Origin of the sequence: Pseudonocardia sp. D17 (assembly GCF_036984265.1) — a bacterium.
In the GTDB taxonomy this organism is placed as follows: Bacteria; Actinomycetota; Actinomycetes; order Mycobacteriales; family Pseudonocardiaceae; genus Pseudonocardia; species Pseudonocardia benzenivorans.
The window spans coordinates 94,826-107,556 of sequence record NZ_BPRG01000241.1; the positions used below are offsets into that span (position 1 = coordinate 94,826).

Sequence of the window (12,731 nt, forward strand, 5' to 3'; positions counted from 1 at the left end):
CCACGTTCAGCCGCCGACTGCACCCCCCGTCACGCTGCGTCGCGCGAAGTCGATCTCCGTCGCGACGTGCCGAATCGTCTCCTCGACGACGAGCGACCCGTGTCCGGCGTCGAACCGGCTGACCTCGTAGGGCAGGTCGCCGCGCGCGGCGAGCGCGTCGAGGTAGTTGTCCACCTGCCGGATGGGGCAGCGCGGGTCGTTCTCCCCGGCCAGCACGAGCACCGGCGCCCGGACGTCGCCGACGTAGGTGAGCGGCGACGCCGACGCGTAGACGTCCGGGATCTCGTCGGGCGACCCGCCGAACAGTGCCCGGTCGAAGGCGCGCAGCTGCTCCATCTCGTCGGCGTAGGCGGCGAGGTAGTCGGCCACGGGCACACCGCCGATCGCCGCGGCCCACCGGTCCGGCTGGGTGCCCGCGGCCAGCAGCGCGAGGTATCCGCCCCACGACCAGCCCTCGACGACGATCCGTGCCGGATCGGCCAGCCCCGACGACACCGCCCAGTCGTGGACGGCGGCGACGTCCTCCAGCTCGGTCAGGCCCGGGCGGCCCTCGATGGCGTCGCGCCAGGTCGAGCCGTAGCCCGTCGAGCCGCGGTAGTTGACCTCGACGACGGCGAAACCGGCGTCGACCCACGCCGCGCGGACGGCGCTGAACCGGTCCTCGTCGGCGGCGTGCGGGCCGCCGTGCAGGCTGAACACCGTCGGGTGCGGGCCCTCGCCCGCGGGCTCGGCGACGAGCGCGTGCACCGTCCCGCCGGGACCGTCGACCCACACGTCGCGCACCGCGACCGAGCCGGGCGCGGGCTCGCCGGGCGGGGCGACCAGCACCCGGTCGGTGCCGTCGGGGTGCAGGGCGCGGATCGAGACCGGCGCCGCCGCCGAGGACGCCGTGTACTCGACGGTCCCGTCGGGCCGGACCTCGGCCGATCCGACGGTGCCGGGCGCCGTCGGCAGCTCGGTGAGCGTGCCGTCGCGAAGGTCGTGCCGGTACAGCCGGACGCGCCCGGCGTGGGTGTGCCAGACCAGCAGCGCGGTCGCGTCGGGATAGAAGTCGGCGACGAGCTCGCCGGGCAGGTCGAGCAGGACCTCGGTCTCGGTGTCGGTGGCCACGTCCCAGATCAGCAGCTCCTCACGGCCACGGCGCTCGTGCAGCAGCAGCAGTCGCTGGTCGCCCGCCACGGGGCTGAACACGAGCGGGGTCAGTCCGCGGCCCGGGCCGTCGGACTTCTCCGCGACGGTCGACGCGTCGGCCGTCCGCACCACGCGGACGTCGGGATGCCGGGAGTCGCCGTGCTCGGAATGGCTGATCGCGAGCAGGGTCTCGTCCTCGGACAGGGCACCGACGCCGGCGTCCTCGGCGTGCTCGTAGATCATCTCGGTGTCGGCCCCGTCGCGCCGCACCCAGATCCGGCTGCCGTCGTCGGTCGACGTCCCCGCCGCGACGAGCGTCCGGCCGATCTCGAGCCCGGCGGGGTATCCGTCCTCGACGCCGGGCAGTGCGTCGGCGGGCCGTTCGCCTGCGGGCAGCCCCGCGAACGGCTCGGCGACCCAGCGGCCGAACTCGTCGCCGTCGGTGTCGTCGAACCACCACACGTGCTCGCCGTCGGGCGGCAGGGTCGCGGTATGGGTGCCGGCGGCGCGACTGGTGACCTGGCGGTGCAGGCCGGTGGCCCGGTCCCAGGTGTGGACCTCGGTGGTACCGCCCTCGTTGGAGGTGTAGACGCAGCGGTCCGGGACGTCCTTGGCCCAGTGCGGACGTGACATGCGGGTCGCGGTGAACCGGGCCCGCCAGCGGCGCTCGCGGTCGTCGTCGTCGAAGAGCCGGTCGGGGACGGCGGCGTCGGGATGCACGCCCCGATCCTGCCGGGCGGTCCCGTTCGCCCGCCGCGGCGGTCCCGGTCCGCGCGCGACGCCGCACGTGCGGGCGCCCGCCGTCGCCGGGCCGTGGCACGATGTGGTCGTGAGCGAGCCCGTCCCCGCCGACCGGATCCGGGTGTCCGACGCCGAACGTCGAGCCGTGCAGGACATGCTGCTGCGTGCCCAGGGCGAGGGCCTGCTCGACATCGGCGAGTACGACGAGCGCGTCCAGGCCGTGTGGAACGGCAAGACCCGCGGCGACCTCGCCCGCGTGACCGCCGACCTGCCCGACATCCCGCCCGCCCCGCCCGCCGGCCGGGACCCGGTCCGGCCCGCCCCGGCCCGGCCGAAGAAGGTCTTCTCCGACACCGGGGGCGGCACCGCGATGCGCGTGCTGACGATCGTCTTCTCGAGCATCGTCGCCGTGAACGTGCTCGTGTGGGGCATCGTCAGCGTCACCAACTTCGACCTGATCTACCCGTGGTTCGTGTGGACGCTGATCCCGCTGGTCGTGCTCGCCGTCCTGTACGCGTCCGGGATCGGCCGGTCGCACGACGACCGCTGACGCCCGGCCGCGCCCGGCCGGGTCGCGCTACGGCACCGACGCGTCGAGCAGGGCCGCGGTCATCTGGGTGGTCAGCCAGGCGGTGAACTCCGCGTCGCTCCAGCCGCGCTCGACGACGAGTGCCATGTAGTGCGCGGGGTCGTTGAGGACCCACAGCGCGTCGATCGCGCGGTCGAGGTCCAGGTCCCGGCGCAGGGGGCCGGTCTCGCGCACCTTGCGAACGACCATCTCCGCGCCTGCCCGACGGTTCTGCACGAGCGTCACCCACAGCTGTCCGATCTCGGCGGACTCGTCGGCGGCACGCCGGGTCACCTCGAACAGCCGCCCCGCCCGCCGGGCGATCACCAGGCACACCTCGCTGTAGGCGCGCAGTACGTCGACCGGGTGGGCCGCCTCCCACACGGGCGCGAACCACGGGCGCCGTGCGACCGGCACCGGCTCGTCGTCACCGGCGAGCGCCTCGTCGAGCACCTGCCGCAGGAGCGCCGGCTTCGATCCGAACACCGCAGCCGCGGTCGGCCTCGCGACGCCCGCCAGCTCGGCGACGTCCCGCAGCGACGCGCCGGTGTAGCCGCGCTCGGTGAACAGCGTGGTCGCCGCGGCGACCACGGCCCGACGGGTCCGGCGGGCCGCCTCCTCCCGCACGGGCGAGCGGTAGTCCCGTCGCTGTCCCTTGACCTCCGGCACGGGTCGACCGTACCGTCTCTATTCAATAGACAGCGTCTATTCAATGGAGGTGCGGGGATGTCCTCGCTCCCGGCTCCGCCCTACGTGCTGCGCGCCGACGAAGGAGAGGCCCTGTGGTTCCTGGGCAACCTCGCCACGATCAAGGCCGGCGCCGACCAGACGCGTGGAGCCCTGACCGTCGCGGAGTTCCTCAACCCGCCGGGCTTCGCGCCGCCGCTGCACCGTCACCTGCAGGAGGACGAGGCCTTCTACATCCTCTCGGGATACGCCCGGTTCCACTGCGGCGCTGACGAGTTCGAGGCCGGACCGGGTGACTTCGTGCTGCTGCCCGTGGACCGGCCGCACACGTTCGTCGTCGGGCCCGACGTGTCGCTGCGTGCCCTCCAGCTCACCACGCCCGCCGGCTTCGAGCACTTCGCGGCGGAGGCCGGCGAAGCCGCCACCGAGCGCCGCTTGCCCGAGCCCGGCCCGGTCGACCCGGCGCGGCTGGGACATGCTGCCGCCCGACACGGCGTCGAGATCGTCGGACCGCCGCCGTCCCCGTGATCCCGTCGACCCGCGGCGACCGGCGCGCTGCGGTTCAGTGCCCGGCGGCGTCCGCGACGACAACGCGCAGCGCGTCGGCCAGGTCGCGGCCCGACGGCGCGGACGCCGGGTCGACGGCCCACTGCACGAGCGTCCCGATCAGCAATGCCTGGTAGAAGGCGCCGAGCGCGTGGGTGCGCCCGTCGTCCTCGTCGGCGTGGAAGGTCAGCGCCAGGTCCTCGCGCGTGAGGTCCGCGGCTGCGGCGAGCGCGTCACGAACCTCGGGCACCCGGGGTGCCTGCGCGAGCGCCTCCACCGTCGCGGTGACCATCCGCTCGTCGCGCGCGACCCGGTCGACGACGCGGTCCCAGGTCCGCTCGAACCGGTCGAGCGGCGTCGGCGCGGGCGCCGGGGACTCCTCGGTGACCGCCTCGGTGAGGGCGGCGTCGACGGCGGCGGCACAGTCGCGGGTCATGGCGACGAGCGCGGCGGCGAGCAGCGCGTCCTTCGATCCGAAATGGTAACCGATGGACGCGAGGTTCGTGCCCGAGGCGGCGACCACGTCGCGCGCCGACGTGCGGCTCCATCCCTTGTCGTGCAGGCACTCCCTGGCGCCCGCGAGGAGCTCGTCACGATGACCCACATGATCATCCTAACGTCCGTCCTAGACGGCCGTACATGACCGGAGCGGGCGACGACGAGATCACAGCGGGTCCGGCCGTGCCGGCTGCGGCCCGGCCCGGGTCGATCAGCCCAGTGCCGCTGCCCGCGACTCCAGGTGCCGACGCTCGGGCAGGCTCGTCGTGAGCCGGGCGGCCCGGCGGTAGGCGGCCCGGGCCTCGTCGCGTTCGCCGGCCATCTCCAGCAGGTGCGCGTGCACGGCGTGCAGCCGGTGGTGGTCGGCCGTGCGGTCGTCGCTGCGCAGCGGCTCGAGCACCTCGAGGCCGGCCTGCGCGCCCTCGGCCATCGCGACGGCGACGGCCCGGTTGAGCGTGACCATCGGGTTGTCCTCGATGCGCCCGAGCAGCCGGTAGAGCGCGACGATCTGGCGCCAGTCGGTGTCCTCCGCGCGCGCCGCCTCGTCGTGGACGGCCGCGATCGCCGCCTGGATCAGGTACGGCCCGGCCAGCCACCGGGCCAGCCCGTCGGTCACGAGCGCGACGCCCTCGTCGATCATCGCGCGGTCCCAGCGTGTGCGGTCCTGCTCGCCGAGCGGGACGAGCGCGCCGTCGGGCCCGGTCCGCGCGGCGCGGCGGGCGTCGGTGAGCAGCATCAGGGCGAGCAGGCCCGCGGGCTCGCCCTCGTCCGGGGTGAGCCGGTGCAGCTCGCGGGCCAGCCGGATCGCCTCGGCGGTGAGGTCGGTGCGCTGCAGGTCGGCGCCCGCCGATGCGGTGTAGCCCTCGTTGAACACGAGGTAGAGCACCTGCAGGACGGCGGCGAGCCGCGCCGGGCGCTCGTCGGGCGGCGGCATCGTGAACCGCGCCCCGGCCGACCGGATCCGCTGTTTCCCGCGGCTGATCCGCTGCGCCATCGTCGCCTCGGGGACCAGGAAGGCCGCGGCGATCTCGGCCGTCGTCAGACCGCCGACGGCGCGCAACGTCAGCGCCACCTGCGACGGGCCGGTGAGCGCCGGGTGGCAGCACAGGAACAGCAGGCGCAGCGTGTCGTCGCCGTCCGGACCGTGGTCGGCGGCCACGCGGTCCCCGGGATCGGGCTCGACGACCTCCGGCTCCTGCGCGACGACCGCGACCTCCCGCAGGCGGCGCGCGCTCTCGCTGCGCCACTCGTCGGTCAGCCGCCGTCCGGCGACCGTGAGCAGCCACGCGTGCGGCCTCTCGGGCACCCCGTCGACCGGCCACTGCGTCGCCGCCGCGAGCAGCGCCTCCTGCACGGCGTCCTCGCACGCGTCGAACTGCCCGTGGCGTCGCACGAGCGTGCCGAGGACCTGCGGCGCGGCCGACCGCAGCAGGTCCTCGACACCCGTCGTCACATCTCCGCCCCGCCGTCGTGCATCACCGCACGCACCTCCATCGCGCCGCCGAAGCGGACGTCGGGCCAGCTTGCAGCGATCTCGACGGCCCGTTCGACGGACTCGCAGTCGACCTCGACGTAGCCCGCGAACTGCTCCTTGCTCTCGGCGAACGGCCCGTCGGTGACCGCGGGCCTGCCGTCGACGCCACGCACCGTCCGGGCCGTCGACGGGTCGGCGAGCGCCTGTCCGCCGACGAACTCGCCGGACCTCGTCAGCTCGTCCATGATCCGGTCGACATCGGCGAACAGCGCGGTCCGCTCCTCCTCGGTCAGGTCGTCGACGAAGCCGGGGCGGTTGTGGATGAGCAGCATGTACTTCACGACGATCGCTCCCTCGCGTCGGCCGCACCCCCCGTCGGGGCGCGTCACACAGCATGGTCGGAGCCGACCGCGCCGTCTCGACGTGCCGCCGCGGCGGATTTTCCCGCCGATCCGTGTCGAGACGGGCGCCGCGGCTCCGACCGGCCGGTGACGGACCGGAACCCACCAGGAGGACACGATGACCGGCAAGCTGCGAGTGAGCGTCTCCGTCTCGATCGACGGCTACATGGCGGGCCCCGGCCAGAGCCTCGAGAACCCGCTCGGGATCGGCGGCGAGCGGCTGCACGAGTGGGCGCTCGCGACGCGCTCCTTCCGCGAGAAGTTCGGCAGGGAAGGCGGCTCCACCGGCGTCGACGACGACGTCATCGCCGCGGCCGACGCGGGCGTCGGTGCGACGGTCATGGGGCGCAACATGTTCAGCCCCGGCCGTGGCGAGTGGGACCTGTCGTGGACGGGCTGGTGGGGTGACACGCCCCCGTTCGGGCACGACGTCTTCGTCCTGACCCACCACGACCGGGAGCCGATCGGGATGAAGGGCGGCACCACCTTCCGGTTCGTCACGACCGGGATCGACGACGCGCTCGCCCTGGCCCGCGCCGCGGCCGGGGACCGGGACGTCCGGCTCGGTGGCGGGGTGTCCACGGTCCGCGAGTGCCTGCGCGCCCGGCTCGTCGACGAGATGGACCTCGCCGTCGTGCCCGTGCTGCTCGGGAGCGGGGAGCGTCTGCTCGACGGCCTCTCCCCCGACGGCTACACGTGCACGCGGGTCAGCGCGTCGGACACCGTCGCGCACCTGCGGTTCGTGCGCGGCTGAGCGCGTTCCGGGCCGCCGTCCACGCGAGCCACCGGAGCCGCGCGAGCCGGGCGGTCGTAACGGACGCGGCTCGGCGGACGAGTCCGGACGGGCCGCCGTCCGCCGTCGCGGCCGCGGAGCCGAGCGGAGGGAGTCTCGTGACGTCCGACCCGAACGACCGCCTCCCGGCGACGACGGCTGCCGAGCCGGGATCGGTCGTCGTCCCCATCGGATCGCAGACGCTGCAGGTCCCGCCCGCGGTCGGGTCCTACCTGCTGGACCCGAGCCGTGAGTCGGCGGCGCGGCTGTCCGGGACGCGGGTGTGGATCCGGCGCCGGCACGGTGAGCTGATCGTGCACATCGGCGACGTCGAGCAGGATCTCGAGTCCGACTCCGAACAGGACGGTTGACGGCCGGACCCGGGTCATTCCCGCGTCAGGAGATCGCACAGCGCGCTCGTCAACGGAATCCCGGTGACCCATTCGAGCCAGTACCACTGGCCGTTCGGGTTGATCTCCAGGAACACGTACTCACCGTCCGGCGTCAGGAGCAGGTCGATGGCCCCGAACCGGAGCCCGAGGCGCGTCACCAGCTCGACGCAGCGGGCCTCGAGGACGGGTGGGAGGTCGAGCGGCACATGGGGCAGGTCGTAGATCTCCGCCCGCCGGAAGTCGACGCGTGCGTCGGCACTCGTCGGCGTGATCCCCACCGCGAACACGCGCTCGCCGATGACCGTCACCCGCACGTCCATCGCCTTGTCGACGAACTCCTGCAGGAACGTCGGGCCGAACCGGACGGAGCCGAGCTCGTCGAGGTCCTCGTCGGTGACCAGGTGGGTGTAGAGCGTCGCCGCCCGCTCGGGGTACCGGATCAGTGGGCTCGACAGCACCTTCACGATCGTTCCGCCGGGACAGGACCCGACGAACGCCGCTGCGTGGTCGGGGCTGTTGGTGACGGTGAACCGTGGCACGGCGAAGCCCAGCGTGGTCGCGAGGTCGAGCTGCACCAGCTTGAGGCCGGCCCGGCGCACCGCGCCGGGGTCGCTGACCCAGCGGGCGTCGAGGGTGTTCCACAGCCCGCGGAAGAGGTGGTTGCACTCGGCACGCAGCCACTCCGTCTCACCCGGTTCGAGGTCGGACGGGAGCGCGAAGCGGCCGGGCCGCCGGTACCAGACGGCGTCGACCGCCCGCAGGTCGAGCTCCGACCCGCCCCAGCTCAGAGCGCCGTGAACCCCGGAAGGGGTGCTGTCGACGGTCAGCGTGGACGCCCCCGGATAGGCGGACAGGTCGAACACCCGTGACTCGACGCCGCGCCGGTCGAGCTCCGCGACGACGGGCGTGACATGGAGGTCCTGGGGTGAGGAGAGGACGAGAATCATCGGGCCAGGCCGAGATCGGACACCTCGACGTCCCGGCCGTCGGACGTGACGGCGAGCGCGCCCGTGAGCGAAGCCCGGTCGCGGAATGCGATCGCCCCGTCGTCCTCGTCGTCGGCGTCCGCGAATTCGATCCATTCCGCAGCCACCCGCACCACGAACGGGACAGCGCGGCGACCGAACTCCGACGTCACCTCGACGGCGTTCGGTGAAGAATTCCGGTGTGCTGCGGGCGGCTATGTGTCGTCACTGCAGTGGATGTCGTGGTGAGTGGTCCGCCGGCATCCGGTGGCGCTGCTGGTGTCGGGAACGAAGGTGGCATCGGGCTCGGGCCCGGTGTTGTCGCCGTTGCCCTCGTCGTCGAAGAGCTTGCGAATTGCCTGCTCGGCCGCCTCCATCTTGCCCTTGGGGATGACGAGCAGCTGCACTTCGCCCTCGGCCTGTTGTTCGGCTTCCATGGCTGGCTCCTTGCGCTGTGCGGGCGAGAAACTGACCGAACGGGCACGAACGGTACTGACCGCGGTATTCCTTGTCGACGGTCGAACGTCCTTTTCTCGCGCTTCCTCGGACATACTGATCGGACGATTTCGCCGCCGGCCCGCATTCGGCCTCGGGACGTCGCTCGTCGGCCACTCGGAGCCGCGGATGCCCACCGGCCGACGGTGCGGGCCCTACGCGGTGGAGCCGGGACGTAACGCACCGCGCCCGGCGGACGAGTTCGGACGTGCCGGTGATCACCGTCGCCACTCGGGGGGCGCATTCATGAGCGGGCCACTGACGTTCGTCCTCGACGCCAACCTGGGACTCACCGTCGCTGATGCGACGTGGGCCCGCTACCTGGCCGAGCACGGGATCATCGCCGAGCCGTCGACGGACCTCGCGGCGATCGACCGCATCCTCGGCCGGCACCGGGCCGACCTCGGGTACGTCCCCGCCGCCGACTACCACGGGTTCGCCGACGACCCCGCCTACCGCGGGCTGGCCGTCGCCACCTCGTCGCGGACCGGTGAGCCGACGCAGTCCGCGGTCCTCGTCGTGCGTGCCGACGACCCCGCCCGCCGCGTCGACGACCTCGCCGGCGCAACGCTCGGCTACGTCAACACGTCGTGCTCGTCGTCGTGGTACGCCCCGGCACTGCTCGCCCGGCAACAGGATGCGTCCATCGAGGAGTACTTCCGGCCGGTCCTCGTTCCGCCGTGGCAGCCGCAGATCGACGCCGTCGTCGACGGCCGGACCCGCTGCACGTCGGTGCTCGAGGACGTGTGGACCGCCAACCCCGACAACGCCGGGCGCACCCGGATCGTCGGTCGCGTCGACGGGCTGTGCCCGCCCGTCGTCATCGCACGCGACGACGTCGACGACGCGCTCGCCGGATCGGTGGTCGCCGAGCTGGTGGCATGGACGCCGCCCGCCGGGTCGATCTACGGTCCGTTCATCGGCTACGACGACGCCTACGTCGCCCCGTTCTTCGCGATGCTGGCGACGTTGCGGCCAGGCACCTGACCCGCGACCGGCCCGACAAGGGGACTGCAGTGCAGACACGCACGGTGGGAACGACGATGCCGGTCCTCGAGATCATGCTCGGGCCGGGTGAGCGCGTGACGGCCGAGGGCGGCGAGGTGTCCTGGTACACCCCGGGCATGCAGCTGGAGACGTCGACACGGTTCGGTTCCGGCGGCCGCGGCGGGTTCATGAGTGGGCTGAAACGGGCGCTCGGCGGCGGTCAGCTCTTCCTGACCGAGTACACCGCGCCGACGGGCGGGATGGTCGCGTTCGCCGCGCGGATGCCCGGGGTGATCCGGGAGCTGACGATCGACCCCGCCGACGAGTTCATGGTCCAGTCCGGCAGCTACATCGCGAGCACGACCGACGTCGAGGTCTCCGTGGCCTTGCAGAAGCGGTTGGGCGCCGGCATCTTCGGCGGCGCGGGCCTGGTTTTCCAGAAGCTGGCGGGCCACGGCAGGGCGTGGGTCGAGCTCTCGGGCGAGATCGTCGAGTACGACCTCGCGCAGGGGCAGTCGATGATCGTCCATCCCGGTCATCTCGCGCTGTTCACCGCGGGCATGGACCTGCAGTTCGCGACGGTGAAGGGCATCAAGAACAAGTTCTTCGGCGACGCGCTGATGATGGCCGAGATCCACGGGCCGGGGCACGTCTGGCTGCAGTCGATGACGGCCGCCAAGCTCGCCGCCGCCATCGAGCCCTACCTGCCGGACAAGTCCGGCGGCGGGAACGGCGACAACTGAGTCGCCCGCGGCTCGATCGTCAGCGGGATCGTCGCGGCCTGCGGGGTGGGGGCCGGGGACAGGTCGGGCGTCCGGTCGGCGGGAGAGAGCAGCTCGGTGTAGCGGCCGAGCATGCGGTCACCGAGGTGGCGGTAGTACTCCGGCAGGCTCGACGAGCGGCCCTCGTGGAACGCCAGGAACGCCGGATCGGACCGCAGCATCCCGAGGATGTGCCGGAAGCTCCGGACGTCGGCGCGGAACCCCGCCGTGCGGGCCCGGTGGACGTACCGGATCGCGCGGTGCGTCGTGCCTGCCAGCCGTCGGCGCAGCATCTGCGGCGACGAGGCGTGCGAGTAGAGGTCGACGAGCTTCTCGTAGTAGGTGACCGGGTCGTAGTTCTTGATCGTCGTCACCAGGTACGGCGCGTAGTAGAAGCTGAACGGCATCTCGGTGAGGATCCGGCCGCTCGAGGTCAGGTCCCGGTGCAGGGGGGTGCCACCGAACGGCACCGGGATGTTGATCGTCGGGAACGCGAACGGCGCCAGGTCCATGAACCGCTTCGTCAGCTCGACGGGTTCGTCGCCCTGGTCGGTGTCGAGCCCGAACATGAAGTTCGCCTGCAGGTACGGCACGTTCTCCGCCAGTTCGGCGAAGTGCGCGGCGACCTTCTCGACCTTCTCCATCCCGGCCGTGCGCCCGACGCCGGCCTTGTTGGAGTAGTCGGTCCAGGACTCGACGCCCGGCGCCACCATGGCGCAGTTCGTCTCCCGCAGCCGCCGTGGCCGGTCGCCGCGCAACACGGTCAGCGAGCTCTCGATGATGTAGGGCGGCCGCCCCGCGGCGGGCTGGGCCTCCAACGTCGCGAAGACCTCGTCGAACTTCACCGCGAAGTTCGGGTCGTGGAACACGACGAGCCGCCCCGGCAGGTGCGTCGAGAGATAGCGCAGGTCGGCGGCGAGCCGGTCGGCCGACAGCGGTCGGTAGGTGCTGTTCCAGTCGATGCAGAAGTCGCAGCGGTACGGGCAGCCCGTGCTCGCGAGCATCGGCACCGCCGACAGCATCAGCGGCCTGCGGCCCAGGAAGAACGCCGACGCGCGGATCTCGGGCATCCGTTCCTCGACGGTCGGCACGTCGTCGAACGGCTGTTCCGACGTGACGATCGAGCCCGGGTCGAACTGCCCGGCGATGATGTCGGCGATCAGCTCCGGATCGCATTCCCCGACGACCAGGTCGAAGAACCGGAGGCAGTCGACCGGGAACGCCCTGGCGTGCGGGCCGCCGATGACCGTCCGGACCCCGGCCGCGCGGTAGATCTTCGCCAACGCGTACGCGAGATGGCTGACCTGCGTGTAGCAGGAGACGAAGACGACGTCGAGGTCGTCGGGGAGCAACCGGTCCGGCCGGCCCACGCCGTAGTAGGTGGCGTAGTGCACGCTGTGGCCCATCCGCCTGCACCACACCGAGATCGCCTGTGGGGTGATGCTCGCGTACTGCTTGGTGATCAGCACCTGGTAGCCGACGTCGACCGGCCGTCGGGCGGGCGGCCCCAGGACATCGAGAACCCCGACTCTCATGTCGACCCCCTGGCCGGCTTGCGCGTCGGAGGCAACGACGCTCGCGGAACAGCCGGGCGCCGCAGCGGCGCCCTGAGCCCGACCGTACGGCGTCGCGGCGCAGCCCGGCCAGGGCCGAACGCCCGGCCCCGGCTCAGGAGCGGACGGTGCGGTACTCCGCGAGCCGCGCCCGGACCTCGTCGGAGACCTTGCTCGGGTGCCCGGCGTCGAACGGGGGCTGCGGGTCGTACTCGATGAACACCTGCGCGGCCTGCGCCGCGACGTCGTCGACCAGCAGCTCGAGCAGGCGCAGCGCCATGTCGATGCCCGCCGACACCCCCGCGGCCGTCACGATCCGCTCGGGCAGGTGCTCGACGACGCGCTGGGTCACGGGCGTCGCGCCGAACCGGGCCAGCACGTCGAACGCCCCCCAATGGGTGGTGGCGGTCAGCCCGTCGAGCAGGCCGGCCGCGCCGAGGACGAGCGCGCCGCTGCAGACCGACGTCGTGAAGCGGGTGCCGGGATGGGCGGCGCGCACCCAGTCGACGAGCGGCCCGCCCGCGAGCAGCGCCCGGCTGCCGATCCCGCCCGGGACGACCACCACGTCGGGCGACGGGATGTCGGCGAAGGTGGCGTCGACGCTCAGGCCGAGCATCCCGTTCTCGGTGCGGACCTCGCCGCGACGTTCGCCGACGAGGACGACGTCGATGTCGGGGACGCGCTGCAGGACCTCGTAGGGGCCGATTGCGTCGAGCGCGGTCATGCGGGGGAAGAGCGGGACGGCGACCTGCATGATGGG

Annotated in this window: 16 protein-coding genes; 6 read left to right on the plus strand and 10 right to left on the minus strand. The window is 72.8% G+C overall.

Going from position 1 to position 12,731, the window contains the following annotated elements; genetic code table 11:
* Nucleotides 1–6: 6 nt before the first annotated feature.
* Nucleotides 7–1,851, minus strand: coding sequence for a S9 family peptidase (locus PSD17_RS33920; RefSeq protein ID WP_339126222.1), 1,845 nt, complete (start codon nt 1,849–1,851; stop codon nt 7–9).
* A gap of 109 nt (nt 1,852–1,960) precedes the next feature.
* Between PSD17_RS33920 and PSD17_RS33925 the strand changes: the two genes are divergently transcribed.
* Nucleotides 1,961–2,422, plus strand: a complete 462-nt coding sequence (locus PSD17_RS33925) for a DUF1707 SHOCT-like domain-containing protein (protein ID WP_233899273.1) — start codon at nt 1,961–1,963, stop codon at nt 2,420–2,422.
* 27 nt (nt 2,423–2,449) lie between these two features.
* Here the strand turns inward: PSD17_RS33925 and PSD17_RS33930 are convergent, their stop codons facing one another.
* On the minus strand, nt 2,450–3,109 hold the full coding sequence (locus PSD17_RS33930; RefSeq protein ID WP_103380488.1) for a TetR/AcrR family transcriptional regulator: 660 nt from the start codon (nt 3,107–3,109) through the stop codon (nt 2,450–2,452).
* 57 nt (nt 3,110–3,166) lie between these two features.
* Between PSD17_RS33930 and PSD17_RS33935 the strand changes: the two genes are divergently transcribed.
* Nucleotides 3,167–3,655, plus strand: a complete 489-nt coding sequence (locus tag PSD17_RS33935; RefSeq protein WP_013672587.1) for a cupin domain-containing protein — start codon at nt 3,167–3,169, stop codon at nt 3,653–3,655.
* Nucleotides 3,656–3,689: 34 nt separating this feature from the next.
* On the opposite strand, the gene PSD17_RS33940 is transcribed toward PSD17_RS33935, so the two are convergent.
* The 3 genes from PSD17_RS33940 to PSD17_RS33950 form a co-directional block, all read right to left on the minus strand.
* Complete coding sequence (locus tag PSD17_RS33940) at nt 3,690–4,277, minus strand: TetR/AcrR family transcriptional regulator (protein WP_103380487.1); 588 nt, start codon at nt 4,275–4,277, stop codon at nt 3,690–3,692.
* Between the two features lie 105 nt (nt 4,278–4,382).
* Nucleotides 4,383–5,624 (minus strand): RNA polymerase sigma factor, encoded by a 1,242-nt coding sequence (locus PSD17_RS33945; protein WP_339126223.1) that lies wholly within the window; start codon nt 5,622–5,624, stop codon nt 4,383–4,385.
* On the minus strand, nt 5,621–5,977 hold the full coding sequence (locus PSD17_RS33950) for a YciI family protein (RefSeq protein ID WP_339126298.1): 357 nt from the start codon (nt 5,975–5,977) through the stop codon (nt 5,621–5,623). The genes PSD17_RS33945 and PSD17_RS33950 overlap by 4 nt, the downstream gene beginning before the upstream one ends.
* 187 nt (nt 5,978–6,164) lie before the next feature.
* On the opposite strand from PSD17_RS33950, the gene PSD17_RS33955 reads away from it, so the two are divergent.
* Both PSD17_RS33955 and PSD17_RS33960 read left to right on the plus strand, forming a co-directional pair.
* A complete protein-coding gene (locus PSD17_RS33955; RefSeq protein ID WP_339126224.1) occupies nt 6,165–6,800 on the plus strand; it encodes a dihydrofolate reductase family protein in 636 nt (211 codons plus the stop codon).
* Nucleotides 6,801–6,937: 137 nt separating this feature from the next.
* Complete coding sequence (locus PSD17_RS33960) at nt 6,938–7,189, plus strand: hypothetical protein (RefSeq protein WP_339126225.1); 252 nt, start codon at nt 6,938–6,940, stop codon at nt 7,187–7,189.
* 14 nt (nt 7,190–7,203) lie between these two features.
* Here the strand turns inward: PSD17_RS33960 and PSD17_RS33965 are convergent, their stop codons facing one another.
* Genes PSD17_RS33965 through PSD17_RS33975 form a run of 3 tightly spaced genes read right to left on the minus strand, consistent with a single transcriptional unit; the run spans nt 7,204 to nt 8,612 of the window.
* Entirely contained in the window at nt 7,204–8,157 is a 954-nt protein-coding gene (locus tag PSD17_RS33965; RefSeq protein WP_103380484.1) for an MvdC/MvdD family ATP grasp protein, read from the minus strand.
* Nucleotides 8,154–8,348, minus strand: coding sequence for a hypothetical protein (locus PSD17_RS33970; RefSeq protein WP_013672594.1), 195 nt, complete (start codon nt 8,346–8,348; stop codon nt 8,154–8,156). Before PSD17_RS33970 ends, PSD17_RS33965 begins: the two co-directional genes overlap by 4 nt.
* A 42-nt stretch (nt 8,349–8,390) precedes the next feature.
* Nucleotides 8,391–8,612: a hypothetical protein gene (locus tag PSD17_RS33975; RefSeq protein WP_013672595.1), complete on the minus strand. Its 222-nt coding sequence runs from the start codon at nt 8,610–8,612 to the stop codon at nt 8,391–8,393.
* A 304-nt stretch (nt 8,613–8,916) separates the two neighbouring features.
* Here PSD17_RS33975 and PSD17_RS33980 point away from each other — a divergent pair, with 304 nt between their 5' ends.
* Together PSD17_RS33980 and PSD17_RS33985 are read left to right on the plus strand one after the other, a co-directional pair.
* Nucleotides 8,917–9,657 carry a phosphate/phosphite/phosphonate ABC transporter substrate-binding protein gene (locus PSD17_RS33980; RefSeq protein ID WP_132975151.1) on the plus strand — a complete coding sequence of 247 codons (741 nt, stop codon included), beginning with the start codon at nt 8,917–8,919 and terminating at the stop codon, nt 9,655–9,657.
* A 44-nt stretch (nt 9,658–9,701) separates the two neighbouring features.
* Nucleotides 9,702–10,400: a TIGR00266 family protein gene (locus tag PSD17_RS33985; protein ID WP_411740941.1), complete on the plus strand. Its 699-nt coding sequence runs from the start codon at nt 9,702–9,704 to the stop codon at nt 10,398–10,400.
* Here the strand turns inward: PSD17_RS33985 and PSD17_RS33990 are convergent.
* Both PSD17_RS33990 and PSD17_RS33995 read right to left on the minus strand, forming a co-directional pair.
* On the minus strand, nt 10,358–11,953 hold the full coding sequence (locus PSD17_RS33990) for a B12-binding domain-containing radical SAM protein (protein WP_013672598.1): 1,596 nt from the start codon (nt 11,951–11,953) through the stop codon (nt 10,358–10,360). The genes PSD17_RS33985 and PSD17_RS33990 overlap by 43 nt on opposite strands.
* Nucleotides 11,954–12,086: 133 nt before the next feature.
* The gene (locus tag PSD17_RS33995; protein ID WP_339126228.1) at nt 12,087–12,725 is read right to left on the minus strand and encodes a DJ-1/PfpI family protein; all 639 of its coding nucleotides are present in this window, start codon (nt 12,723–12,725) and stop codon (nt 12,087–12,089) included.
* Nucleotides 12,726–12,731 lie beyond the last annotated feature (6 nt).